23 protein-coding genes are annotated in these 26,070 nt (G+C 49.0%); 12 read left to right on the forward strand and 11 right to left on the reverse strand.

Going from position 1 to position 26,070, the window contains the following annotated elements:
- Positions 1–30: 30 nt before the first annotated feature.
- Entirely contained in the window at positions 31–975 is a 945-nt protein-coding gene (locus tag Q1B47_RS16930) for a GGDEF domain-containing protein (RefSeq protein ID WP_299796125.1), read from the forward strand.
- A 12-nt stretch (positions 976–987) separates the two neighbouring features.
- On the opposite strand, the gene Q1B47_RS16935 is transcribed toward Q1B47_RS16930, so the two are convergent.
- On the reverse strand, positions 988–1,191 hold the full coding sequence (locus Q1B47_RS16935) for a hypothetical protein (RefSeq protein WP_299796127.1): 204 nt from the start codon (positions 1,189–1,191) through the stop codon (positions 988–990).
- 88 nt (positions 1,192–1,279) lie between these two features.
- On the opposite strand from Q1B47_RS16935, the gene Q1B47_RS16940 reads away from it, so the two are divergent.
- Positions 1,280–1,693, forward strand: a complete 414-nt coding sequence (locus Q1B47_RS16940) for an META domain-containing protein (RefSeq protein ID WP_299796130.1) — start codon at positions 1,280–1,282, stop codon at positions 1,691–1,693.
- Between the two features lie 81 nt (positions 1,694–1,774).
- Here Q1B47_RS16940 and Q1B47_RS16945 read toward each other — a convergent pair whose 3' ends face one another.
- Together Q1B47_RS16945 and Q1B47_RS16950 are read right to left on the reverse strand one after the other, a co-directional pair.
- On the reverse strand, positions 1,775–3,124 hold the full coding sequence (locus Q1B47_RS16945) for a dicarboxylate/amino acid:cation symporter (protein WP_299796133.1): 1,350 nt from the start codon (positions 3,122–3,124) through the stop codon (positions 1,775–1,777).
- A 310-nt stretch (positions 3,125–3,434) separates the two neighbouring features.
- On the reverse strand, positions 3,435–3,776 hold the full coding sequence (locus Q1B47_RS16950; RefSeq protein WP_299796136.1) for a hypothetical protein: 342 nt from the start codon (positions 3,774–3,776) through the stop codon (positions 3,435–3,437).
- Between the two features lie 155 nt (positions 3,777–3,931).
- Between Q1B47_RS16950 and Q1B47_RS16955 the strand changes: the two genes are divergently transcribed.
- The gene (locus Q1B47_RS16955) at positions 3,932–4,375 is read left to right on the forward strand and encodes an N-acetyltransferase (RefSeq protein WP_299796140.1); all 444 of its coding nucleotides are present in this window, start codon (positions 3,932–3,934) and stop codon (positions 4,373–4,375) included.
- Between the two features lie 46 nt (positions 4,376–4,421).
- Here Q1B47_RS16955 and Q1B47_RS16960 read toward each other — a convergent pair whose 3' ends face one another.
- Together Q1B47_RS16960 and Q1B47_RS16965 are read right to left on the reverse strand one after the other, a co-directional pair.
- On the reverse strand, positions 4,422–5,789 hold the full coding sequence (locus Q1B47_RS16960) for an L-serine ammonia-lyase (RefSeq protein WP_299796143.1): 1,368 nt from the start codon (positions 5,787–5,789) through the stop codon (positions 4,422–4,424).
- Positions 5,790–5,871: 82 nt separating this feature from the next.
- Positions 5,872–7,143 (reverse strand): aromatic amino acid transport family protein, encoded by a 1,272-nt coding sequence (locus Q1B47_RS16965; RefSeq protein ID WP_299796146.1) that lies wholly within the window; start codon positions 7,141–7,143, stop codon positions 5,872–5,874.
- A gap of 607 nt (positions 7,144–7,750) precedes the next feature.
- Between Q1B47_RS16965 and yjjX the strand changes: the two genes are divergently transcribed.
- From yjjX to Q1B47_RS17000, 7 genes are all read left to right on the forward strand, one after another.
- Positions 7,751–8,320, forward strand: coding sequence for an inosine/xanthosine triphosphatase (yjjX, locus tag Q1B47_RS16970; RefSeq protein WP_299796148.1), 570 nt, complete (start codon positions 7,751–7,753; stop codon positions 8,318–8,320).
- Positions 8,321–8,524: 204 nt separating this feature from the next.
- On the forward strand, positions 8,525–9,526 hold the full coding sequence (locus Q1B47_RS16975; RefSeq protein ID WP_299796151.1) for a bifunctional helix-turn-helix transcriptional regulator/GNAT family N-acetyltransferase: 1,002 nt from the start codon (positions 8,525–8,527) through the stop codon (positions 9,524–9,526).
- A 191-nt stretch (positions 9,527–9,717) separates the two neighbouring features.
- A complete protein-coding gene (locus Q1B47_RS16980; RefSeq protein WP_299796154.1) occupies positions 9,718–10,761 on the forward strand; it encodes an NADP(H)-dependent aldo-keto reductase in 1,044 nt (347 codons plus the stop codon).
- A 175-nt stretch (positions 10,762–10,936) separates the two neighbouring features.
- Positions 10,937–12,148, forward strand: a complete 1,212-nt coding sequence (locus tag Q1B47_RS16985; protein WP_299796157.1) for a cysteine desulfurase — start codon at positions 10,937–10,939, stop codon at positions 12,146–12,148.
- A gap of 100 nt (positions 12,149–12,248) precedes the next feature.
- Complete coding sequence (locus Q1B47_RS16990; RefSeq protein WP_299796160.1) at positions 12,249–12,686, forward strand: SufE family protein; 438 nt, start codon at positions 12,249–12,251, stop codon at positions 12,684–12,686.
- Positions 12,687–12,800: 114 nt separating this feature from the next.
- Positions 12,801–13,970 (forward strand): membrane dipeptidase, encoded by a 1,170-nt coding sequence (locus Q1B47_RS16995; RefSeq protein ID WP_299796163.1) that lies wholly within the window; start codon positions 12,801–12,803, stop codon positions 13,968–13,970.
- A 6-nt stretch (positions 13,971–13,976) separates the two neighbouring features.
- Positions 13,977–15,158 carry an AAA family ATPase gene (locus Q1B47_RS17000; protein WP_299796166.1) on the forward strand — a complete coding sequence of 394 codons (1,182 nt, stop codon included), beginning with the start codon at positions 13,977–13,979 and terminating at the stop codon, positions 15,156–15,158.
- Between the two features lie 122 nt (positions 15,159–15,280).
- Here Q1B47_RS17000 and Q1B47_RS17005 read toward each other — a convergent pair whose 3' ends face one another.
- From Q1B47_RS17005 to Q1B47_RS17020, 4 genes are all read right to left on the reverse strand, one after another.
- A complete protein-coding gene (locus Q1B47_RS17005; protein WP_299796169.1) occupies positions 15,281–15,655 on the reverse strand; it encodes a PH domain-containing protein in 375 nt (124 codons plus the stop codon).
- A 217-nt stretch (positions 15,656–15,872) separates the two neighbouring features.
- Entirely contained in the window at positions 15,873–17,789 is a 1,917-nt protein-coding gene (locus Q1B47_RS17010; RefSeq protein WP_299796172.1) for a U32 family peptidase, read from the reverse strand.
- Positions 17,790–17,933: 144 nt separating this feature from the next.
- Positions 17,934–18,251, reverse strand: coding sequence for a cupin domain-containing protein (locus Q1B47_RS17015; protein WP_299796175.1), 318 nt, complete (start codon positions 18,249–18,251; stop codon positions 17,934–17,936).
- Positions 18,252–18,282: 31 nt separating this feature from the next.
- Entirely contained in the window at positions 18,283–18,963 is a 681-nt protein-coding gene (locus Q1B47_RS17020) for a nitroreductase family protein (RefSeq protein ID WP_299796178.1), read from the reverse strand.
- Positions 18,964–19,312: 349 nt separating this feature from the next.
- On the opposite strand from Q1B47_RS17020, the gene Q1B47_RS17025 reads away from it, so the two are divergent.
- Positions 19,313–21,031 (forward strand): diguanylate cyclase, encoded by a 1,719-nt coding sequence (locus Q1B47_RS17025; protein WP_299796181.1) that lies wholly within the window; start codon positions 19,313–19,315, stop codon positions 21,029–21,031.
- A gap of 102 nt (positions 21,032–21,133) precedes the next feature.
- Here Q1B47_RS17025 and nagB read toward each other — a convergent pair whose 3' ends face one another.
- Positions 21,134–21,922, reverse strand: coding sequence for a glucosamine-6-phosphate deaminase (nagB, locus tag Q1B47_RS17030; protein ID WP_299796184.1), 789 nt, complete (start codon positions 21,920–21,922; stop codon positions 21,134–21,136).
- A 379-nt stretch (positions 21,923–22,301) separates the two neighbouring features.
- On the opposite strand from nagB, the gene Q1B47_RS17035 reads away from it, so the two are divergent.
- Positions 22,302–22,931 (forward strand): pseudouridine synthase, encoded by a 630-nt coding sequence (locus Q1B47_RS17035; RefSeq protein ID WP_299796199.1) that lies wholly within the window; start codon positions 22,302–22,304, stop codon positions 22,929–22,931.
- Between the two features lie 70 nt (positions 22,932–23,001).
- Here Q1B47_RS17035 and Q1B47_RS17040 read toward each other — a convergent pair whose 3' ends face one another.
- On the reverse strand, positions 23,002–25,455 hold the full coding sequence (locus tag Q1B47_RS17040; RefSeq protein ID WP_299796187.1) for a GGDEF and EAL domain-containing protein: 2,454 nt from the start codon (positions 25,453–25,455) through the stop codon (positions 23,002–23,004).
- Positions 25,456–26,070 lie beyond the last annotated feature (615 nt).

Raw genomic sequence — 26,070 nt, forward strand, 5'->3', positions numbered from 1 at the left:
CATGATAAACATCATTAAGTGAGAAAGCCTATGTTAGCCCAAAGTAACCATCATCTTCTTTGGCTAAGGGAGCAAGATCATCCGGCTGTTAGCCTGCCAAGGTGGCAACAACAAGTAGAGTTATTAGGCAACTTTTATCAATCCCGGGCTTGTTTGATCCTTCAAGCGGTCAACAACAGCTTTCAAGTCGTCTGTGCCCGCCAAAGCCAGAACCTTCGCCTCCATGGAGGCAAGACCTTTGATGACAGCGGGCTGTTAGCCGTGCTCAATGCCTATGAAGGCTACGGTTTAACAACATCGACAGCAGCTGAATTCCGGTCAGAACTGGATCAATTCAGCCAGATATTATCCCGACCAATTTTCTGGCCCGACGGAGAGCTTTTCGGCTGTATCTTGATCTGTGATCCTGTTCAGGCAAAATATCACGAACGACTCGCCCCGCTCGCCGAAACCGCAAAATCACTGATCCAGGCTGAACTAAAACATGTCTTTCTGATGCAACAGGTTAAGATGCTGTCGGTTCAGGATGAACAGACCTGCATGCTGAACCCCTATGGCTTTAACTTAATGGCCCCCAGACAACTCAGCCTCAGCCGGCGCTTTGGCTCTCATGCCGGGATCATCTTAATTGAAGAGATGATGAGCGATAGTCACGAAATGCAGGATGTGTCTGAAGGACAGAGAGTAAGGATGCTGGCCAGAGTGATTCACGATAACCTCAGAGATGCGGACGTCTCGGCCAGAGTGGGTCATCGTCAGTTTATCATCCTCTGCTTTATCGATAATGAATCTAACCTGGATGCTTTGGTGTCCAGATTGAAAAAGCAGATCGCCAAAGAAGATCCAACCCTAAAACTTGTTTCCGGACAAAGCTACTTCACACCGGATACACAAATCAGCCTGGAACCGATGCAGGAGAAAGCTAAAGAGAACTTGAATATGAATAAACTCGAATATCAAAAAAGTTCCCATTAGCCCTATAGGGCCTCATCTCTCTCCGTCCTGAGCCCTTGCCCATTGTATGAAGATGACAATGGGAAAGGGGGACATGGAAACGGCCCCTAAACCGATCAAACTCGATACCATTACCATTCCGTTAATCGTCTGTGTGACCTCTGTGAACTGATAGGCGAAAACTCCGGCGGTAAACATGATTAAACCTAACCAATGCATCATCTTTAAGATTTTCATTGCGCTTTTTTCCCCAAATAAAAGTTATCGCTTTTTATATTGCACTAATATTGTCACAATATGCTGAATATTAATTTGGATCTCAGCAATGTCTATAAAAACATACGCGATTATCGCAGCGATGCTCGGTTTAACCGCATGCCAAAGTACCGTAGAAACTCAACAACAAGATATTGACCTTCAGGGAAGTTGGCATATCGAAGTCATCAATGAAAAGCCCGTTATCGATTACAGCCCGGCACAGCTCACCTTTGAGCAGGATGGTAAATTGACTGGCAATAACAGCTGTAATAACTTCTTTGGCCAGTACTCTGTCGATGGTGCACAAATTACACTGAATCCGGCGGGCAGCACTATGAAAGCCTGTGTCGACGCCTTAATGGATCAAGAGCAGAGGGTGATGATGGCAATGCCAGAAATCACAAGCGGCGAACTCAAAAAGGGGAAGTTGCTTCTTAAAGACGCTGAAGGGAAGACTCAGCTTGTCTTAACTAAACACTGATAGCGTCGCTAGCTGTTTAACCTATAGCAATAAAAAACCGCCATTCGGCGGTTTTTTATCATCTGACATTGTTAACGGCGACTAGACCCGCTCGGCGCCCCCCAGCTCTCCTCTGTTCACCGCTTCCCCGTCCTGTACAGATAACTGCTCGGCAATCAGCACGCTCTGCTGCATATCGGCATTATAGTGATCGACATTGAGCTCTCCTTCGGATTTGGCGATAACTGTTGTGGCGACTAAGTCGCCGGATACGTTGACAACGGTGCGAGCCATATCAAGAATCCTATCGATACCGGCTATTAACGCCACCCCTTCGAGCGGCAGACCAACTGTTGTCAGCACCAGTGTCAGCATCACCAGTCCCGCCCCCGGTACACCGGCGGTACCAATGGAGGCCAGTGTAGCCGTTAAGATGATAGTGATATAGTCAACCCAGGTCAGATCGATTCCAAAGGCCTGTGCAACAAACAGGGCCGTGACACCCTGGTATAGTGCCGTGCCATCCATGTTGATGGTCGTACCCAAGGGGAGCACAAAACTGGAGATCTTCTTGTTTATCCCCAGAGACTCACTGGCGCACTTCATACTGGCTGGCAGACTCCCCGCCGAACTGGAGGTCGTGTAGGCCACAGCCAAGGCATTACTGATCCCTTTAAAGAACTGCACCGGATTTAATCTGGCGAATACACTCAGCACCAGGCTGTAGAAACCCGCGACATGGATAAAGCAACCGACATAGACGGCAATGATGACCTTGATTAGTGGCATCAACATATCCACGCCATATTCACCGGCGACCCAAGCCATTAAACCAAATACCCCATAGGGGGCCAGTTTCATGATCATGTCGGTCAGCTTATACATGGCTTCGGCCAAACTCTCAAATACCTTAATGGCCGGCTTACCATGCTCACCGATCAAGACCAGAGCGATACCCAGAGCGACAGCAAACACTATGACCTGTAAGATCTGGCCACTCGCTAATGCTGCAATGGGGTTGGTAGGTACGATATTGATTAAGGTCTCCATCACCGAAGGAACCTCTTTAACCGCGCTCAGGTTCGAATCCGCCTCCATGCCTAAACCGGAACCCGGCTGCATAAAGTGCCCAACCGCCAAGCCAAGTGTGATCGCTATAGAAGTGGTACCCAGATAAAACAGAAAAGATTTAAATCCAATCCGTCCCATCTTAGCGGTATCTTGCATAGAGGTGACTCCCACGATAAGAGAGCAGAACACCAACGGAACAATCAGCATCTTAATGGTATTAACAAAAAGCGTACCTATCGGCTTTAGGGCGATTGCTTGCTCCCCCACTCCAACACCGGTCACGATACCTAATAGCATACCAATAAGAATTTGAAGCCAAAGAGGCACAGACATCCAGCGTGACCATGCACGGCCAACGATCGACGATTTTTGTTCAGACATTTTTTTCAACCTTGAGTATAGAGAGCGATAGAGTTTTGAATACATCAATGTGATGAGGCGAGCCATCGAGCTGATTAACGAGAGTAAAAAGCCTGCATATGGACAGAACCAAAACGAAGAATACTTTATCACAGGTCAGGATAAACATGAGTGATCAATATCAAGCCAAAAGGGCTTGCAGCTCAGACCAGGCAAGGAAAACGGAGCAAGGGCTCCTCAAAGATGCGAGTATGCAACAAGCCAGAAACAGCCTGATTCTTAACTGATAATAAATTTAAAACAAAACTGTAAATCTGAAGTGATGCCAGCATCAGGCGTCGAAATATCCCTTACGGGACTCGTCATCAAATTTCATTTTGTGCAGTGCTGCCGGAGGTTGTTCCCTCTCAATTAAATAACTCCAATAGGCATCATCGAATCCGCGAAATAGCTGTTCGGTTTTGCCTTCAGATTTTAATATTAACCACCACCAGACCAACCCCCAGAGACCAAAAGTAAGCAGAGTTAACACAAAGTGAACTACTTTATGCCCCTCAATATCAGAGCTGTGTGCCGGCTTGACGCTGTTGCTCTGTCGCCCATGACGAACACTCACTCCCGACTTTGCGGACAAGTTGCGATGAACGCGATATTTATGGTGAATGGTGGCCATACGCATCTCCAACTGTTACCTGCCTATTAAAAAGTTTAGCAGAGTTAGACTTTAGTCGAATAAAAATGAACCTAAGCCCTCTACAGGGAGACACAGCCTAAGGCTCAACAGCCCGAAACAGATATGATAAGGTTGTTTAAAAAACGGAGTCGATAATGAAAATAAGAAAGGGTCAACTGTCAGACCTTACCCCATTAATTGAATTTAACCAGGCCATGGCCCAGGAAACAGAGGCCCTTGCACTGGACGGCGACCTGCTGAAAAAAGGAGTGAGCACCCTGCTCAACCAGCCAGAAAAAGGTTTCTACCTTGTGGCGGAGATAGCGGGGGAGATTGTTGGGTCACTCATGGTGACATTCGAATGGAGTGACTGGAGAGCCAAAGACTATTACTGGATCCAGAGCGTTTACATTCGTCCTGAAAACCGCCGTCAGGGGATCTATGGAAAACTCTACCAGGCGGTGAAGGATATCGCCGGGGAGAATGGCGGAGCCGCAAGCTTCAGGCTCTATGTCGAACAGGAAAACAGTAAGGCCCAACAGACATATCAGGCTCTGGGCATGGAAAAAAGTTACTACCAGATGTACGAAGAGAAGTAGCGAGGGAAAGGATCCCAGGCTCTAGGAGCTAGAACCTGGGAATTTTTTAAGCACAGATACTGGTGACCTTTATCGCCAAACCACCCTGACTGGTTTCACGATACTTAACATGCATATCCTTGCCTGTCTCATACATGGTTTCTATCACCTTATCCAGACTCACTGTAGGCTCGCTGTTACGGCGCATCGCCATACGAGACGAGTTAATCGCCTTAACAGATGCAATTGCATTTCGCTCGATACAAGGTACCTGCACCTGACCTGCAACCGGATCACAGGTCAGGCCTAAGTTGTGCTCCATGCCGATCTCGGCCGCGATACAGACCTGAGAAGGGTTAGCACCCATGATCTCCGCCAAACCGGCGGCAGCCATAGAGCAGGCAACCCCGACCTCTCCCTGACATCCCACTTCCGCTCCTGAGATGGAGGCGTTACGCTTGTAGAGTGAACCAATTGCTGAAGCCGCAAGATAGAAACGCGTATACTCCTGCTTACCCATGGGCTGAATAAACTTATCGTAATACGCCATTACTGCCGGGATGATACCCGCTGCGCCATTGGTCGGAGAGGTCACAACACGACCACCGGCAGCATTTTCCTCACTGACCGCAAGAGCAAACATATTCACCCAGTCGATGATCACCATAGGATCGGAGGAGAGGCGCTCTCCCGTAACCAGTTGACGGTATAGTGCAGGCGCCCGACGCGGCACCCTTAATGGACCGGCAAGCACCCCTTCAGTCTGACAACCTCTTTCGATGCCGGACTTCATGGTATCCCATACTGCACCAAAAGCTTCGTAGATAGCCGCTTCACTGCGAAGCACCTTCTCATTTTCCATCATCAAAGCACTGATGCTGATCCCTTCACGTTTACATGTCTCCAGTAGTTCGGCGGCATTGGCAAACGGATAGGGAACAATCACTTCATTAGCCGCTGTTAGCCCGAAATGCTCTTCATCGACAATGAAGCCGCCACCGGTGGAGTAGTAGGTTTTACTGAATGTACAGCTGTCGTCTGTCCAGGCATGTAACGACATGCCATTTTCATGCAGCGGCAAGGCATGTTCATGAAAAGTTACAGAGCCTTGTGGAAATGCGACACTCATTGCCTCTTTGCCTAATGGCAAGGTTGAAGTCTGCTCTACCTGACGGATAAATTCAGGAATCAATTCGATATCGACACTCTCAGGAAGGTTGCCACCTAAGCCCATTAAGATAGCGGTATCAGTATGGTGTCCCTTACCTGTTAAGGATAGTGAACCATAGATATCGACGCTCACACGGGTGATCTGCTTCAGCTCACCACGTTGACGTAACTCATCGACAAACTCTTTAGCGGCCTTCATCGGCCCGACAGTGTGTGAGCTCGATGGACCCACACCTATCTTAAAAATATCAAATGCGCTAAACATAATAAACAACCTCTAAAAAAGCAGGAAAGGGTCAGCACTTGAGTAGTACTGACCCGATAACAAGCATGCTTTATGACTTAAGTTAAGACAACATGCCAAATAGAATTGCCGTCATGGCTAACAGGCCAGCAAGGATAACGAAGATGTTACTGATACGGCCACGATAGGCTTTCAGCGCCGGCACCTTATACACAGCGTACATAGGCATCAGGTAAAGGATCGCAGCGATGATTGGGCCACCTAACGCTTCAATCATGCCCAGAATGCTTGGGTTAATGACCGCAACCCCCCAGATGGTGAAGAACATGAAACCAAGAATGAACTTATCGACTTTCTGTTCTGAAACCTCTCTCTTACTGCTGGCAAGTTGTTTAGTCACCAGCCCCTTCAGTCCCTCTGCAGCACCTAAGTAGTGGCCGAAGAATGAGGAGAGAATCGCAATAGTCGCGATGATAGGACCAAAATAGCTCACGAACCCACTATCGTGAACGTTAGCCAGATAGGAGAGAATCGCCAAGTTCTGCTCTTTTGACTCGGCAAGCTGAGCCGGGCTCAGAGAAAGCACGCAAGAGAAAACGAACAGCATCACGAAACCAACCAGCATCATAGTGGTGTTACGTAGAATGACATCGGCCTTCTTGGCCGCATTATTACCATGTTCACGCTTGAGCGAAACAGAAAACTGAGAGATGGCCGGCGAATGGTTAAAGGCAAACACGAGTACCGGAATAGTTAACCAGACAGTGCCTAAGAACTCTCCGGCTGCAGGCACCTGAGTCAGTGCATCCATCTTCCAGCTGGGTATAAGATACAGAGACATAAAGGCCAGAATCGCAACCAATGGATATACCAGAAGTTGAGTCACCTTCAACATAAACTTCTCACCGGAAACCATCACAGACATCATGCCTAAGATAAGCAGACCCGATAAAATCCAACGTGGTGGTGAAGCCATACCGAGCTGGTTAACGATAAAGCTATCTATGGTATTGGTTATACCGACTCCATAGATCAAAACAATTGGGTAGATAGCGAAGAAGTAGAGTAAGGTTATCGCCTTACCGGCTCCAACACCGAAGTACTCTTCTACGACATGAGTAATATCGCTGCTTTGCTTCTGAGAAGAGCAGACGAATCGAGACAGACCACGGTGTGCCAGATAGGTCATAGGACCAATCATCAGCGCCATCATAACCAGTGGCCAAAAGCCTCCCATACCGGCATTGATAGGTAGGAAAAGAATACCTGCACCTACCGCGGTGCCAAATAGACTCAACATCCAAGTTGTATCCTGACGTGTCCAACCCTGACGGCCAGCTTCTTGTACTTGGGTATTAATCGCTTCTTCTTGCATAAATATTACCTTTGAGGTGCTAATGGCACCTTTGGTGTTCTTGGTATAAACAGTAACTTCGAGATGAATATTTCCATTCGAAGTAGGAGCAAATTTCGCGGTCAGAATATAGATATAAAGTCGTGAAAAATTGATCTGGAGCCGGGTTTTGTAATCAAATTTCAGAACAAGCTGATATTGGGATCAATGTCTAATTTATTATGTTCTAAATTTTCATATTGCACCCACTTCAGCAACCTGATTGAACCTGGGGTTAACATGGAAATCACATATATTACCTATCGATGATATTCGAGAATCAGAGATTTAACCCCGAGTTATGAGCGATCCCCCAGAAACGAAGAGTTTCGAGAGATCACCCCGCAATCAGATAGCAAAACCTGAAGTAGATCACAGTCACTTTTGCTACATAAACTGTTCCGGGCAGATAATCTGACTAGCTCTTTCTCATATGAAAATGTTCAAACAGTAAACACCGCCGTTGATGACACTTTCGGTCAGTGGGAGTAACATATTTATCCATAAGAGAATTTACGACTAAACTCACCTTTTTGTTAGCCCCTTTTGTGGCTCAAAACGATAACTGAAAAACAGGAAACAGATAAACATGCAAGAGCTCTCCGGCCAGAAGAGAATAAGAGTTTTAATTGGCTCGACCAATCCGGTAAAGATCAACGCAGCCAAGGTTGCCATCTGTCAACTATTCCCTGAGTCAAATATTGAGTGCATAGCGACTCATGCTCCATCCGGTGTAGCCAATCAGCCAATGACAGAGAGAGAAACCCGACTGGGAGCGCTCAACCGGGTCAGGTATTGCCAATCAATGGCAGCCTCGGGAGAGCAGGAAGCAGAGTTATTTGTCGCCATGGAGGGTGGGGTTGATAAATTGGAACATGGCCCGGCAACGTTTGCCTATATTGCCGTAGCCACGGCAAAACAGATCTCTGTCGGTCGAAGCGCCCTGCTCCCCCTTCCCTCAAGCGTCTATCACGCATTAGAGGCAGGAGAAGAGCTTGGCGATGTAATGGATAGATTATTCAATACCAAGAATATTAAGCAACAGGGCGGAGCAATCGGGCTACTGACTAAAGGTCACGCAACCCGAGAAAGCATCTACACTCAAGCCCTTATTCTTGCCATGGCGCCACTACTAAACCCTGAGTTATATCAAGACTAAAGCACTACAGGTATGACTTGCTTTTTTTGTGCTAACTCCCTAGGTTAAGCATGTAGCGTAAACCATGCCTGTCGCTATATGCTTTTGCCCCCGTTCACTCCCTTGAGGGAAAATCGACTCAGCAAACACTTGCATTCTTTCTCATTACCCTCTAGGTTAGACATTTAGATGTTAGTCGCAACTAATTAAGAGGGTCGGGTAGCTGTGGTAAATAGCAAGAGTGACAATTTTAGCAAAGACAAGGCCGAACAGGTTCAAGGTTCCGGCCTCAGAACCTTGTCCAGACACCTGGTCAGACAGTTAGGCATGCTCAATTCGGCGTGCGGCGACCTGCCACTGTCACCGGTTCAAGCCCATGCATTGATCGAGCTCAGGCATCAGGCGATCCCGATTAAGCAACTCGCTCGGATTCTTAATATCGATAAATCCAATGCCAGTCGTGCCATCACTAACTTAGTGGATAAAGGGCTTGCTCAAACCAGGAGTAACCCTAAAGACAGCAGGAGTTTACTCGCTCACCTGACCCCTCAGGGAAAGAAGTTACTTAATAAGTTGGATCAACAGCAAAATATTATTTTCGGGGAGATCCTGTCCCAACTCTCCAGCGAAGAGACGAGGCAGATAGAGAGTGCGATAGCCCTCTATCATAAAGCTATATGCCGCGCCCAGGCCCAGCAAGGGTTAATCATCCGTGAGATAAGACCCGAAGATGACCAGGCGATGGCTGAGGTCATTCGCGAAGTCTCTGCCGAATATGGCCTCACACCGGATAAAGGATATGGTGTCTCAGATCCTACTCTGGACTCCCTCAGCCAGGAGTATCGTTCCGATAATGCCTGTTACTGGGTAATTGAGTTAGATGGTGTTGTAGTGGGCGGTGGTGGCATTGCCCCGCTAAACGCTAAAACCAGTCAGGGTGAAGCCGAAGGTATGTCCGCCGCCGAAGATGGAGTTTGCGAACTTCAGAAGATGTACTTTTCACAGCAACTGCGTGGAAAAGGCGTCGCTAGGCGTCTGGCCTACCAAGCACTGGAGTTCGCCCGTGAACATGATTTTCACTCCTGCTACTTAGAGACTACGGCCTGTCTAAATGAAGCCGTAAAGCTTTATGAATCAATCGGCTTCGAACATCTGCAGTCTCACCTCGGTAATACCGGCCATGATGCTTGTGAGATACCTATGCTATTGAAGTTAACAAAAAACTAAGATGCTCAGATATCGCTAAGACAACGCCCTTCGGGCTATCGATAAGGACCAGGCCTTAGGGTCTGGTAAATGGGCGCTGCTAACACTTCATCGCAGCTGTCATCTGATATATCTAGTCTTTCCCGCAAAACATTGTTAGCCTCAAATGATTCTCGTTGCGCAGTTTGCGCCAAAAAAGTAGTGGAGATTTTATGGAATATAGACGTATCCCACATTCCAGCCTTGACGTAAGTAAACTCTGCTTAGGTACCATGACCTGGGGCGAGCAGAATACCGAGCAGGAAGCTTTTTCCCAGCTCGACTATGCCATAGGAGAAGGCATTAACTTTATCGACACCGCAGAGATGTATCCGGTCCCTCCGAGGGCAGAGACTCAGGGTGAGACAGAGCGCATATTAGGTAACTACCTCAAGAGCAGCGGCAACCGTAATAATCTGGTCATCGCGACTAAGGTATCGGCCCCCGGTGGTAAGAGTGACTATATCAGACCAAATATGGCCCTGGACTGGCGCAATATACACGAGGCGGTCGATGCCTCGCTGGAGAGGCTGCAGATCGACACCATAGATCTGTATCAGGTTCACTGGCCCGATAGGAACTGTAACTTTTTCGGCGAGCTCTCCTATCAACAGATCGATGATAACGAGAAGCAGACCCCTATCATAGAGACGCTTGAGGCCTTGGCCGATCTGGTCAAGTCAGGCAAGATCCGCTATATCGGTGTCTCCAATGAAACGCCCTGGGGCCTGATGAAGTACCTTCAGTTGGCGGAGAAACACGATCTTCCGCGAGTTATCAGTGTTCAAAACCCCTATAACCTGCTCAACCGCAGCTATGAGGTGGGCATGGCAGAGATAAGCCACAGGGAAGAGGTTCCACTATTGGCGTACTCCCCTCTTGCCTTCGGCGCCCTCAGTGGTAAGTACCTCAATGACCAGTGGCCAGAGGGAGCTCGACTGACTCTGTTTAAACGTTTTGCACGTTATACCGGTAGCCAGATGGCACTGGAAGCCACTAAGGCATATGTCGAATTGGCCAGAGAGTTCAACATGAGCCCGGCTCAGATGGCGCTGGCGTTCGTTAACTCACGCAAATTTGTCGCCTCTAATATCATAGGGGCTACGAGTATCGAACAGTTAAGGGAGAATATCGACAGCATCAATACCTGTATCTCTCCCGAATTGCTTATCCGCCTCGATGAGCTGGCACAGATATACCGACTACCTTGCCCTTAAAAATGGAGATAGCCCTAACCGGCCAACTACACCAAAGCTATCCCCTGCTCTCTTAGCAGGAGCCCCGGAAAATGACTCTCCGGGGGCACAAGGTAAAAGCCACTTGCAATAGGCGTTGAGATCTCCGAAGATCACAACGCCTTATTCTTTTTGTTATATACCTGCGGATTAAACCATGGACCTTACCCAATTGCGCGCTCAATTTCCCACTCTGGAGCAGACCTTAGAGGGGTATCCACTATGCTATCTGGACACGGCTGCCACCAGCCAGAAACCTAAGCGGGTCCTCGATGCCATGGCTCAATATTACGAAAAGGATAACGCAAACGTTCACAGAGCCGCTCACCAGCTGTCATCAAGAGCCACCAGCCAATATGAAGCCGTTCGGGACACGCTGAGGCGCTTCATCAACGCCGGGCGGCGTGAAGAGGTCATCTTCACCCATGGTACCACCGAAGCTATCAACATGGTGGCCTTTGGGTTAACCCACCAGATTCACAAGGGCGATCTGATTCTTATCGATACCGCTGCTCACCATGCCAATATCGTTCCCTGGCAGCAGTTAGCAAACCGCACCGGTGCCATCGTCAAGCCTATCCCTCTGACTGACGATTGCCGCCTGGATGAGCTGGCCTATGATGCCTTGCTGCAGGAAAAGCCGGCAATTGTTGCACTAAGCCATGTCTCTAATGCTCTGGGAACACTCAACCCGGTTAACTCCCTGGTCAATCGCGCTAAACAAGCCGGCGCCCTCACTCTGGTCGACGGTGCACAGGCGATTGCTCACCTTGCTGTCGACGTAAAAGAGATAGATTGTGACTTCTATGTATTTTCCGCCCATAAGATGTATGGCCCAACCGGGCTGGGCGTGCTTTATGGTCGTTATGAGATATTAGATACTCTCGCCCCCTTGATAACAGGTGGTGAGATGATTAAAACCGTCAGTTTTGAGGCAACCGAGTTCAACATCCTGCCCAACAGGTTGGAAGCCGGAACTCCGCCTATTGCCGAGGTGATAGGTCTGGGTGAGGCCGTTGCCTTTATCGACGAACTCCCCAGAGACCAAACCTGTAGGCAGGAGAGTGAATTAATCCGTTACTTACAGGCCAGGCTCGAGCAGTTGGGTGATATCACCCTTTATGGTGCTCATAGGAATAATGTCGGTGCGGTGGCATTTAATCTTGCAGATGAACATCATCAGGATGTTGGGATACTATTAGATCAACAGGGAATTGCAGTTCGTTGCGGTCACCATTGCGCCATGCCATTGATGCAGAGCCTGCAGATCAAAGGTTGTTGCCGTGCGTCGGTCGGTGTCTATACCAGCAAGGATGATATCGACAAGTTCATTGACGCACTCACATCGGTCAAAGAGATGCTGTTATAATCAGGTTCTAGGTTCTAGGTTCTAGGTTCTAGGTTCTAGGTTCTAGGTTCTAGCAAAGAGTTGTAATTCTATAGCGTTATACAAAACAATCAGGACAGATATGAGTCAAGCTCCCTCCCCAGGCAAAGAACAATTTTTAGCGCTGAAACTGGATATTAATAAGATATTACCTCTGTTCAAAGATGCCGGGAATTGGCAGGAGAGGTACCGACAGATCATGCTGCAGGGGAAGTCTCTTCCCACTCTCAATGATAACTACAGAGTCGAGTCTGCTCAGGTCAGAGGCTGTGAGAGCAATGCCTGGCTGTATCACAGCCAAATTGATGGTAAACATTATTTTCTGGCAGACAGCGATGCCCGTGTCGTCAAAGGACTTATCGCCCTATTGTTAGCGGCTTGCCATGGCAAGAGTGATAATGAGATCCGCAGTTTTGATATCGAAGGCTACTTCGATGAACTTGGACTTACCGGGCAGCTCAGCCCATCACGCACCAATGGACTATTTGCGTTGGCCAAGGCGATCAAGGCTGTGGTGTAGCCTGTCTGGAGTTCAGAAAATCTTACTCCTGCTGTGGAATCGAATCCTCTTCCTCTTTAGGTTATTATTCTCATCCCGAAGTATAAGATAATAAGATCCAGAGGAAGAGCGTCCATGCCATTGCAACTCAAACGTCGACAACTGATTAAAGCGCTTGCCGCCGGGGGCCTTTTGAGTCAACTCGGTCCTTTACCCGCTTTGGCAAGCGGCAATAAACGTCTTTATGTCGACGGACTCAGCTTCCTTCCCGACGATCTGGCAGATCTCAAATCATCAAACATCGATGCCTACCTGTGTGATATCTCAGATATCGAAGCGATTCAACAGCTCGATGGCACCACTAACTACAAACGCACCTATCGCGCCTGTATGAAAAGCATCACAGAAGCGCTCGACAGGGTAAACGCGAACCCGGAGCAGCTCCTGCTGGGACAGACAGGTAGCGACATCAGAAAAGCCAGAGAGAGCCAGCGTACTGCAGTCTTCTTTCAGATACAGGGAGCCGATTGCGTCGAAGGCAGTATCGACAACGGACTCGTTCAAGTCGATGAGTTTCATGCCAAAGGCCTGCGTGCTCTACAGCTCACCCACCACTATGGCAACAAATTCAGTGGCGGAGCCCTGGATAACGCCGACCTTGAGACAGGCGGCCAACAGGGGCTCAACAAACCACTTACCACGGCGGGTAAGCAGTTAATCAATAAGCTCAACGAAAAGCGGATCTTAATCGATGTCAGCCACTCCAGTCCGCAATCGGCCCTCGACACCGCCAGAGCTTCAAGCGCCCCCATCGTTCAGAGTCACGGCGCAGTGCGCACCATAGTGAATCATGCGCGCTGCTCACCCGATGAGGTGATAAGAGCCATAGCCGATACCGGCGGTTTGTTCGGAGTGTTTATGATGAGTTTCTGGCTCACCAATGACAAGATCCCCACCACCGAACACTACATAGCCCAATTGAAACATGTCGCCAAGGTCGGTGGAATCGAGTCTGTTGCCATCGCCAACGACTACCCCCTTCGCGGCCAGAAGAACCTGCTCAAGCTCAACAATAATAATGCCGAAGGTGTGAAGCAGTATCTGGATTGGTGGCATAGCCTGCGAGCCAAGAAGGTGCTTGGGTATGAAGTGGAGCCCAGCCATGTAGTGATCCCCGAATTGAACCATATCGACCGCATGAACCGCATCGACAATGCGTTGGCCGCTGCCGGCTTCGCCGCCAATGAGCGGGATAAAATTATGGGAGAAAATTGGCAGCGGGTATTAACTCAGGTGCTGGGCTGAGCACAGATGCTGACCACCTTAGCCATTCAAAATTACCGCTCTTTAAGGGAGATAAGAGTTCCGCTCGAACGGCTCAACCTTGTCACGGGTAGTAATGGCAGCGGTAAGTCTAATCTCTATAAGGCGCTACGCTTGCTGGCGCAAACCGCACAGGGGGGAGTGGTTAATGCCTTGGCACAGGAAGGCGGGCTGGACTCCAGTTTCTGGGCCGGGCCAGAAAACATAACCAGGGGCATGCTCGATGGCACGACCGCCATCGAACCAACCGTGCGTCAACAGGTTAAGCGACTCAAGTTGGGCTTTGCCAGCGATGAGTACAGCTACCTTATCGAGCTGGGACTGCCTAAGCCTGACTCTACAACCCTGTTTGGCTTAGATCCTCAGATAAAACGTGAAGCGATCTGGGTCGGCCATAAGTATCGCCCCGCCTCGGTACTGCTCGAGCGCCGTGGGGCACTGGTTAAAAGCAGAACAGAGAATAGCACTCAGGCCGGATGGCAGGTATTAAATCTCCATATGCAACATGGTGATAGTATCTTCACCGAACTTGCCGATCCCGAGCGGACACCGGAAGTGATAAAACTCAGAGACAATATCAAAGCTTGGCGTTTCTACGATCATTTTCGCAGCGATACCGATGCACCGGCGCGCAAGCCTCAACTAGGTACCCGTACCCCGGTTCTTCACCACGATGGTCGGGACCTGGCCTCAGCCATTCAGACTATCTTTGAGGTGGGTGACAAAGAGGGGTTCGACGAGGCGATTAGTGATGCCTTCCCCGGAGCCAAAGTAGATATCGAATATGAATCTAGCGGCATGCTGAGCGTACGGTTTAATCAAGAGGGTCTGTTACGCCCGCTCAATGCGGCCGAGCTTTCAGATGGAACGCTAAGATATCTGCTGCTCGTCGCCGCCCTGTTAACGCCGAGACCGCCGGAGCTAATGGTACTCAATGAGCCCGAAACCAGTTTGCACCCGGATCTGTTACCGGCTTTATCACGTCTGATAGCCAAGGCATCGCACCTGTGCCAGCTATGGGTGGTCTCCCACGCCAATCGCCTTATCAATGCCCTCACTGAATTTGAACACTGCAACCTGATTGAGCTGGATAAACAGCTGGGGCAGACAGAGATAATCGGGCAGGATATCTTGAGCAAGCCGGACTGGAACTGGCAGAACCGCACTTAAGCACAGCCCAAGGACAAGGGGATCCACCGGCTCCCGGCCTAAACAGATAACCTCAGCAGATAGTTTGTAACCCGAATATCTTAACGCTTTACTCGCGACTCCTAGCTCCTAGCTTGTAACTCCTACAACGAGAAGTTTGCGATAGTCTTCTGAATGCCAACTACATCGGTCCCCCTCTTAAGCTCTTTAACCAAAGGATCTTTCTGGCCTGAGATCCATAGCTTAAGTTCTGAGTCCATATCGAAACGACCGGCGGTTTCAACCTCGAAGTGAGTAATCGCCTTGTAGGGAATAGAGTGGTAGCTGACTTTCTTGCCTGTCACTCCCTGCTTGTCGATAAGGATGAGTCGCTTATTGGTAAAGACGAACATATCCCGTATCACCTTGTAGGCCAGGTGCAACTGCTCATTTTCACCCATTATCGGATTAAGCTCTTCGGCCAGCTCCTCTAAATTAACTTCGGATGCATTCCCCATCAATGAATCTAATAATCCCATCTCTCTTCCTTAAAAAGTCTCTGGTCGCCAAGGCGGCCACATATCGGATGTGTCTCAAGATAGCATACTCCGTGGTTAACAGAGTTAAAAGAGGTGAAAATTCAATGATGAGCAGCTGAAAAAATAGCGGAAACAAACTGTAATAGAGATATAAGCTGACGCCGGGCAGTTAGCCCGGCGCCGGGGTTACTTTTAACCCCTTACAGGTTCGACAGGCTTAGCCTCGGCCGTCACTCTTTACCTGACGGTTAGCCCCAACCACCATCATCTCACACTTGGGGCAATCGAATACCAGTTTCAACACATCTTTACCTATCTCAAGTATCATAGGTTCAGCCTTGATCCCCGGCACCTCTTTCGGACAGAGATTAAAGTTGAATCGCAGACAGTGCTTAGTGACCATCAAAGGCACCTCTTCGGTGATGCCGTTCTTCTCATAGGTATCTTCAATCTCGATGACCCCATGCTGCTGGTAGAAATCTTTGGACTTCTGGTTTGCGACATTAGCCAGGTAGCTGAGGTGTTTGGTCGGATACATGGCATCTTGATTATGTTTCCATGCCTGGGGCCGTTGATAATCATCGACCCGGGCCTTCTCAAGCGCCGCCACTACATCGCGACGAAGCCCGTTTATCACCGAGGCCGGGGCAAACCAGATCTGCTCCGTCTCGATGCTGATCTCACGGGCCACAAAATCGGTGCTACCGAGTTTGCCAAGCTGTTTACGCAACTTTGCCCCGGCACTTGCCTGGTCATTCGCCGCCTGTTTATCCAACTCAAGTGTGACTGAGCCACGGTGACCATAGATATCTGTCATAACCATCTCTATGCCAACCTCGGTGTCTGTCAATGCGATATCGACGTCGATAGAACGCTTGGCTGACTCCTTGGCCAGGACCGTCTCGAAGGCATGGTCACGGTTACGATACAAGGTCATACCCACTTCGAGATCCCCGGGGATCGCGATAACATAGAGTCTTTTCCCGTCGGCGCGGTTCAGCCTGAGGCCACGCAGCTTATCATCCGACTTTCGCGCTTTCTTATAGTTCTTTGCAAAGTAGCACAGACCATCACCGTTATTGAAAGTCTCGGTTGACTCAACTTCGATATAGTCCTTTCCAAATGCCTTTACGGTCGCAACCTCTTCACCAATATATTTCGGTGAACGGAAATCACTGACCCCCTGACTTCGCTCATGAACAAAATAGTCGGTCCGTCCGCGGTTAAAGGTTTTCTCCGGGTTAGGAGTGAAAGTATGCTCGCACCGGCCGTGAGAGGAGGCCCTCAACTCAGGACGACGCGCGATGATCTTATCCAGCTCCTGCCTGTAATGGGCGGTAACGTTTTTCACATAGTTGATATCTTTTAGGCGCCCCTCAATCTTAAACGAGCGCACACCGGCATCGATCAAGGCTTCGAGGTTGTCGGTCTGATTATTATCTTTAAGGGATAACAGATGTTCGTTTTCTGCGAGCACCTCCCCCTGACGAGTCTTAAGCTCTCCCGGCAGGCGACACATCTGAGAGCACTCGCCCCGGTTGGCGCTACGATTGCTGAAGGCATGACTCAAGTTACACAGGCCACTGTATGCCACACAGAGGGCACCATGAATGAAAAACTCGAGTTGCATCTTGGTATGGGCGGCCACTTCACGTATCTGACTCAGCCCCAGCTCGCGAGCGAGTACAACCTGAGAAAAACCAACCTGCTCCAGAAAAACCGCTTTCTCGGCGGTGCGGTTATCCATCTGGGTGCTGGCATGCAATGCGATAGGGGGAAGATCGAGCTGCAGTACCCCCATATCCTGTATGATGAGTGCATCGGCACCGGCTTCATAGACCTGCCAGATCAATTTTTCAGCATCGGCCAACTCGTCATCCATCAAGATGGTGTTTAATGCCACGAACACCTGAGCATGATATTTATGAGCAAACGCACACAACCTGGCGATATCTTCCACGCTATTGCCAGCGGTTGCACGAGCACCAAAATCCGGTCCACCGATATAGACCGCATCGGCACCATGAAGAATCGCTTCCATACCGAATTCGGCATTCTTTGCCGGAGCAAGCAGTTCTAATCGGTTCGATATATGCGACATATCTTCAAGGGGGGAAACGGAAGCCTGGCTCATAAAAAGTCACTCAAAAAAGTTAGCGGGTAAATTTTGGTGGGGGATTATAGCAAAAAGAGCAAGATTGTGCGTCGCTAATATAATCACCAAGCAGGGAGGAGATCTCCCCTCCGACTCTTATTGTCACTAAAAACCACTAAGGGCTCAGTAATGCACTGCTAACCATACAGTTTCGCTCTCTTCACAGGTCCAGCTTACCCTATGCTTCCTATGCGCCTCAATATCGACATAATCCCCCGATTTAAGGTGGATAAGCTCGCCATGCTCAAATTGCAGCTTGGCCTCCCCCCTCAGCACCATCACCCACTCGCTTCTGTCTTGATCGTACCATTGGCCTTCAGGTGTCACATGAGCCTTAGAAACTATGCGTTCGATTAACACCTTATCATTCCCCCCCACCTGCTCAAATATCTCCTGAGACAGGTCTTGCGGGATCTGATTTAGCATGTTGCTCTTTTTCATATATCCTCATTATCCATCTTAGGAGGTGGGATTAAAGAAAGCTTGAGATCTCATCTAACGGTTTTTTCTGTATAGAGTGAAGCGGAATTGTCGCTCCCTCATCGGGGTATCCGACAACGATAAGCATATAGGGACGATCGATATCATTATCTCTTCCACAGACCCTACTGAGAAAAGACATCGGCTTAGGCGTATGGGTTAAGGTCCCCAGGCCCGCATGATGCAAGGCTTGCAGAAGAAAGCCTGTTGCAATGCCTACCGACTCATGCACATAGTAGTTAGTCTTGCTGGCATCATTCTCTATCCCGCCACGCTTTTGAGAGAAAACGGCAATAAGCCAGGGGGCGCGCTCAAGATATGACTTATCGGCATCTGTGCCTAAGGGCTCCAACGCCTTCAACCACTCCTCCCCCGCTCTTCCCTCATAAAAGGTGCGCTCCAACGCCTCGGCTTCATGACGGATCTGTGCTTTGACCTCGGGAGAGCTTATCGCCACAAAATGCCAGGGCTGGTGATTGGCGCCGCTGGGAGCGGTTGCCGCTGCCTGAATACATTGTTCAATAAGGGTTCTGGAAACGGCTCTGTCTGAGAACTGTCTGATAGAGTGGCGTCTCTTTATTTCATCGTAATGTTGCTTAGCTCTGGCGAGCATCTCCTCTTCTGAGTACTCAATAAAGTCTGTCAAAGGGAGGTGGGGGGGCACTTCTTTCATCTCTCATCCTTGTATGCTTAACGCTCTGTTTACCATAACTCATGGAGAGTAAAAAACCAGCAAATCCCCCCTCTATAATCGAGAGCTTAATTTGATGGCAAGAAACTCTCCCTCTATCGGCTCCCCTGCTCACTCTCAGCTTTCCCCTGACACTCGGCACTGTAAGTGCTACCCGCTCTGTGACTGAATAGTCGTGATGACACCTCAATGACAGAGGCGGCCAGGTCAAACAGATAAACACCTTTTACCTCACCTTTCGGCGAGTAACTCTGTACATTTTAGCGTCACAGCTTTAGTGTTAACAATAACAACCCAAAATCCTAACCTAAGGCTTACACTGGCTCTACCTATGCAGCGTGTTACTCTGGCATTCATATCAACACTCTTAGCAATAATATCGAGTCTATTGCCTCTGTTCGCTGCGCCTTTAGATACCTCCGGCCAATATGAGCAGCCCATAGGCAGAGAGCTTTTTTTCCTTCAGGAGCAGGAACCTCTCTCTTTCAATTCGGCGCTGTCAAGCTATCAGCGCGGAGACTTCAACGCCTCCCGTTCGAACGTTCTCAGCTTCGGTATCGGCTCTAACCCTGTCTGGTTAGCCTTTGAGATAAACAACCCTCTCGAGTCTCCGGCTAAGAGGCGTATTCAAATAGCGACATCCTGGCTGGACAGTGTAGATGTACACTACATCCCGACACACTCCTCCGGTACAACACAGGCCTTGAGCCAATATTCGGGAGACAAGCGTTCATTTGCCCGGCGCAATTTAGAAGATAGATTTTTCAGCTTCGATCATGCCTTTCCCAACGGAGTGACCAGGGTACTGATACGTATCGAATCTGCCGACCCTATGGTATTACCTGTCTATTTTTCGAGTCTGGATGCCGCGCAGGATAGGGCTAACTTTCAAAGTTATAGCTATGGTTTTCTCTATGGCGCAGTGCTCTGCCTGCTTATCTACAACCTGATGCTATTTATCGGAATGCGAAGTATCAGCTACCTGCTATATTCGATGTTTCTGTTATCGTTTCTATTGATGAACCTCTCCTATACCGGGCATGGTTACCAATGGTTATGGCCCCACCTCCCCCGGTGGCAACAGTGGGCCAACCCGATTTTCATGATGCTCTTCAATGTGACCGGTCTGTTGTTTGCCTTACGTTTCCTGCGGGTAAAGTCTTTTCTGCCGGCCACCTATAAGCTGACTAAGCTCATCTGTATCCTCTTCCCTCTCCTTCTGCTCACGGCGTTAATCATCGGTGATCAGGTTCTCGGCCTTATTTTTGCCTTCGATTTCATGCTCCTGTTTTCATTTATGATGATCTTGCTTGGTGTGATGGCATTGAAGGCAGGGAATCCAAGCTCTAAAATATTTTTGCTGGCATCGACATCTTCGATGACTGGCGCCGCAATCACCGGAATGGCGGTTTGGGGGTTTATTCCCTTCAACGATTTAACGTATCGCGCCGCCGAACTCGGTATTCTTATCGATATAGTGCTATTAGCATTAGCCCTGGCCAGTAAATTTCGGGCCACCGAGCGACAGAAGATCATTGCCGAACATCAGGCTAAAATCGATCCCTTGACCGGACTCAATAACCGCCGCGCATTCTATGAAATCACTCAACCATTTTGGATGCAGAAGCAAGCTCAGCTTGGAGTCTCGGTGATCATAGTCGATATCGATTACTTTAAGGTCATCAATGACACTCACGGTCATGCCGCCGGAGACGATATCCTGTCTCAATTTGCAAAGCTACTTAACCTGAGTCTCAGACAGCAAGATGTTGCCGCTCGCTGGGGAGGCGAAGAGTTTATTTTATTACTGCCCGGAACCCGCCTCGAAGAAGCATCGATCATTTCTGAGCGCCTGCGTGAGCGCATTTCAAACCACACATTCTCTACCGGATGCGACGAACTTCAGGTAACCGCAAGTATAGGGCTCGCCCACGGCGACACCAGCGGATTAACACTGGAACACCTGATATCCCTCGCAGACCAGCAACTTTACCGGGCCAAGCAAAGAGGGAAAAACCAGATATGTTATGAACAGGAATGCGCGGTATAAATTGCCCGCCATTTCACAGGTATAACACAGAGCAGCACCATACTCGCCTCCGAACGCGACGAAAACGGCTGTGCCCATGTTCGGAGCGATATATTCTATTAACTAGGAGAGTTGAGCCAACAGCTTCTGGTTTTCAATTTCGATATGCTTATAGAAATCGCGGTCGGACAGTTTCGATGCCGCAGCCTCATCTATCACCAACACGGCATCGGTGTGCAACTGCAATGCCGACGCCGGGCATGCCGCCATCAGGGGCCCCTCAACCGTCGCCAAGATAGCGTCGGCCTTATTCTCACCCGTTGCCAGCAGAACCACTTTCCTGGCATCCAGGATGGTGCCTATCCCCATAGTAATCGACAGGTGGGGTTGATATTCATCATCCTTAAAGAACCGGGCATTATCTTCGATCGTAGCTTTAGTCAGCGTCTTCACCCGGGTGCGTGACATTAAGCCTGAGGAGGGCTCATTGAAACCTATATGACCGTTGCGCCCAATGCCCAACAGTTGAATATCTATACCACCGGCGGCCTCTATCTGCTGTTCATAACCCTGACAGGCTTCAAGAGGGTTTTCGGCATCGCCGGGGGGAACATGAGTTTGCATCTTGTTAATATCGATATGATCGAACAACTGCTCGTTCATAAAATAACGGTAACTTTGCGGATGTGTTCCCTCCAGGCCCAGATACTCATCGAGATTAAAGCTTGTTACATTCTCAAAGGAGATGAGTTGAGCTTCAAAGGCTTCAATCAACCCCTGATATAGTAAAACAGGGGTCGACCCTGTAGCCAAGCCCAGAACTGAGTCCGGCTTCTTCTGTAGTTGCTTAATAAAGATATTTGCGCCATAAGCGGCGACTTCGGCACTATCTTTTAAAATGACGATCTGCATAATTTAAGAACCACCCACACCCGATAAGAGAGATAACCAATACTTTATAACATTACTATAACCTCAAATGACAACGCTGTCATTTACTGATTGCTATGCCGTATTCAATAGTTGTTCCGCCGTCATTAATTGTTACTAAGCATTCAAAGCGAGTCATACCATTTTGAGTGAAGCCTGACTCCAGATAAGCCCCTCTTGCTGAATGAGTAATGCAACAATCAATCATGGTCATGGATTAAAACTCTCAGTCAATCTCCCTGCTGGTCAGCGGTTCGGGCTATACTGTACGCTGCCCGAGCCGAAGAGTGAACCAGATATGCATGCAGATAAGAGGATTACACCAGCGCAAATGGATAGAGATGCCGAAAAAGATAAAGCAATGGATAGCACCGGTGAGAACATCACCGAATGTGGATCGATACGGGATGGTTCGCAGCCAGATCAACACTATAAAATTTTCAAACCCTATGGCTACCTGAGCCAATTTGTCCCCGAAAGAAGAAAGAGTAAAAAACTGCTCGGCGACCTTGCAAAGTTTCCGGTAGGCACCATGGCGATAGGCAGGTTAGATCATGACTCCGAAGGACTACTGCTGCTGACCACAGATGGCATGGTGAGTCACAGGGTTCGCAGTAAAAAAGTAGAGAAGGAGTATTATGTGCAGCTGGACGGCGATATCGATGACGCCGCCTTGCTTAAGCTGCAAACCGGGGTCGAGATAGGCATCAAGGGAGAGAAATATCTCACCCAGCCCTGTAAGGCATATAAGCTTGAGCAGGCACCGAAGCTTCCCTCCAACGGGCGTAAAGCACGAGATCCCAAACATGGGCCGATGAGTTGGATTTCAATTACTATAGGCGAAGGTAAGAACCGCCAGATAAGGAAAATGACCGCTGCCGCTGGATTTCCTACACTCAGATTAGTCAGGGTCAGAATAGGCAACATTCATCTCGGCAGGATGCTATCCGGTGAAGTCATTCAACTCGAAGACCCCTCAGATATCCTATGATGCGGGGACTCACGAGCCGGGCACACCGATAGCGGCTCAAATAGCGCTGTGCGGTGCAAGGTTATGATGCTCAGCCCAGGAAGCGAGTTAGATCTGCGGGAAGCAGAGGTCTGCTATAGAGGTAGCCCTGTGCTTCATCACAGCCATTTTCACGTAAGAAATCGGCCTGCTCCTCTGTTTCAACCCCCTCTGCGATCACCTGTAGGTTCAACGCATGACCCAGAGCAATCACAGCCTTAGCGATAGCGGTATTATTTGCGTCAGAAGGAATATCCCTGACAAAGGACTGATCGATCTTTAACTTATGAATAGGCAGTTTTTTCAGGTAATTAAGCGATGAATAACCTGTACCGAAATCATCGACAGATAACTCTATACCCAGCTCTCCTAACGATCTGAGGCAACAAATTGCCGCTTCGGGATCCGACATCATAAAGCTTTCGGTCACCTCCAGCTCCAGCATGTGAGCGGGGAAACCGGTCTCAAGCAAGATCTGCTTTACCTCTTCAACAAATACTCTCCGCTGTATCTGTTGCCCCGCTATATTCACAGCAATACGTCCAAATACCTTTCCCTGCTCCAGCCAGGTTACGCCTTGACGACACGCGGCTCTCAATACCCATACCCCGATCTCGTTGATTAAGCCAATTTTCTCGGCCACGGGAATAAACACAGCCGGAGAGATATCCCCCAGCAGAGGATCATGCCACCTCAGCAAAGCCTCAAACCCCACAGTTTTTAAGCTATTGAAGTTGAGCTTAGGCTGATAAACCAGGTGAAAATTATCTTTCTCCAAAGCTATATGCAGTGCACTTTGAAGCTTAAGATGCTCTATTGACTCGAGTGTCAGTGACTCGGTATAAAATGCGTAATCGTTACGCCCATCCTGCTTAGCCCTGTGTTTAGCCGCATCGGCATTGCGTAACAGGGTATAGCTGTCCTTGCCATCATGGGGGTAAACTGAAACGCCCATGCTGGCTGTCAACCTGACCCGCTCACTCTCCCCGACTGCAAATGGACGCTCGAACGCCTCCCTTAACTTACTCAGGGCTAAGGTGAGCTCCTCACTGCCGGCCAGCCTTGGGAGTAGGACTACAAACTCATCACCACCGATACGCGCCAAGGTATCTTCGGCTCCCTTTTGCGCCGTCAACCTCTCGGCAAGCTCAACCAGGAGCTCATCCCCCGTCAGGTGGCCAAAGCTTTCATTAACATGCTTGAACAGATCGACATCGATAAATACGGTCGCCAGCTGCGTCCCCTGATTCTGGGCATGACGGATCTCCTGCTCTATCTGAGCTATCAGGGTCATCCGATTGGGCAGTTTAGTCAGAGGATCATAATAAACAAGATCTGCCAGCTCGGCTTCACTCTTCTTCTGCGCCGAAATATCGGTAAAGACCGCGACGAAGTAGCGAACCATACCATCATCACCAAGCATCGAACTCACAGTAAGTTGCTGCGGAAAGACGGCACCGTTTTTACGCCGGTTCCAGATCTCACCATGCCATTTTCCCTTGTGCAGCAAGCCGGACCAAAGTTCCTCATAAAAGGCTTTGTCGTGTCGGCCGGAACTGAACATGCTGGGCTTTTTACCTAACACCTCCTCTCTCGAATAACCTGTGATCTCTGAGAAGGCCCCATAAGTTTCTATGATCTTACCGGTGCGGTCGGTGATCATCACCCCCTCGACAGAGTTTTCAAATACCCGGCCGGAGAGCTCCAACTGCTCTTGCACCGCCTTATGCTGGGAGATATTTCTGGAGACCCCTATGACCCCCAGAAGAGAGCCATCACAATTCACAACCGGCACTTTTGATGTCTCTAACCAGTATTTATCTATTCCGGCATGCTGCCCCTCACACTCACCCGCCGTTATCTGCTCTCCTTTGTCTATTGCATCCGAATCAGCCTGAATAAACTCCTCTGCCAAGTCCGATACAAACAACTCCTCATCCGTGCGGTTCATTATCTGTTCACGGGTTTTCCCCCATGACTTCTCCACACTTCGGTTGAACACTATGTAGCGTCCACTGGTGTCTTTCATCCAGACATGCTCTTTTAAGCTATCGATAAAGAGCTGCAGATCGATGGCGTCGGCTTCAGGGACAGCCCCTCTGGCTTCAGACTCTTGCCGTCGATAGTCTCGATAGATCTGAGCCAGGTGTAGCTCGATACTGTCAGCGATGAGGCGAGCCAGTTGTCGGGCCGGGTCTATAGCAGGCATCTTTTGCTTAGTTATATCGGTTTGCTCGCAGAAGCTGACCGAGAGCTCCCCGAAAATTGCTTTCGATGGCCATAACAGGGTGATAGAGAAAAAGGGTTGAATGAGTTTACTGTCAAAATTTGCCCCGTCATCAGTGATTAACTCTTTACTCTTCTCGCCGGCAGCAAGCTTGGCACACAGTTGCCCCTCACCATCGATGACGCTCAGCACGGTTGTGCAGTTCATAAGGTCGGCTATCTGCTCAATTGATGCCTGCCACCTTAACCAGTGCTCTTGAGCAATCTCAATATCAATCATGACGAAATCAACTTAAACAATGTGTAACTCCAATAACTTAAGAAACCCGAAATGACAACAAAAAGTGATTAGCGAAAACAGTTAATCACTGTTTACACTATAAAAATAAGGGAGAAACTTCAATAAAGAAAGGAAAAATGAGAGTTTATTCTTAATTTCCGGCAGGGATAAAAAAACCAGCCAAGCGGCTGGTTTTTAATAAATTACCACGCAATCATGACTCGATGATGCATAGCTTTACTTCGGCTGAGTATTGGATATCAATACTCAATTCAACTTCAGATTTAACCTTGAGCCTGAGGACGCATCCCCGGGAACAGGCTCACGTCTCTGGCCGATGTTAGCCGAGTATTGGATATCAATACTCAATTCAACTTCAGGTTTAACCTTGAGCCTGAGGACGCATCGCCGGGAACAGGATCACGTCTCTGGCCGATGTGAGCCGAGTATTGGATATCAATACTCAATTCAACTTCAAGTTTAACCTTGAGCCTGAGGACGCATCGCCGGGAACAGGATCACGTCTCAGGCCGATGTGAGCCGAGTATTGGATATCAATACTCAATTCAACTTCAGGTTTAACCTTGAGCCTGAGGACGCATCGCCGGGAACAGG

Origin of the sequence: uncultured Shewanella sp. (assembly GCF_947501225.1) — a bacterium.
In the GTDB taxonomy this organism is placed as follows: Bacteria; Pseudomonadota; Gammaproteobacteria; order Enterobacterales; family Shewanellaceae; genus Shewanella.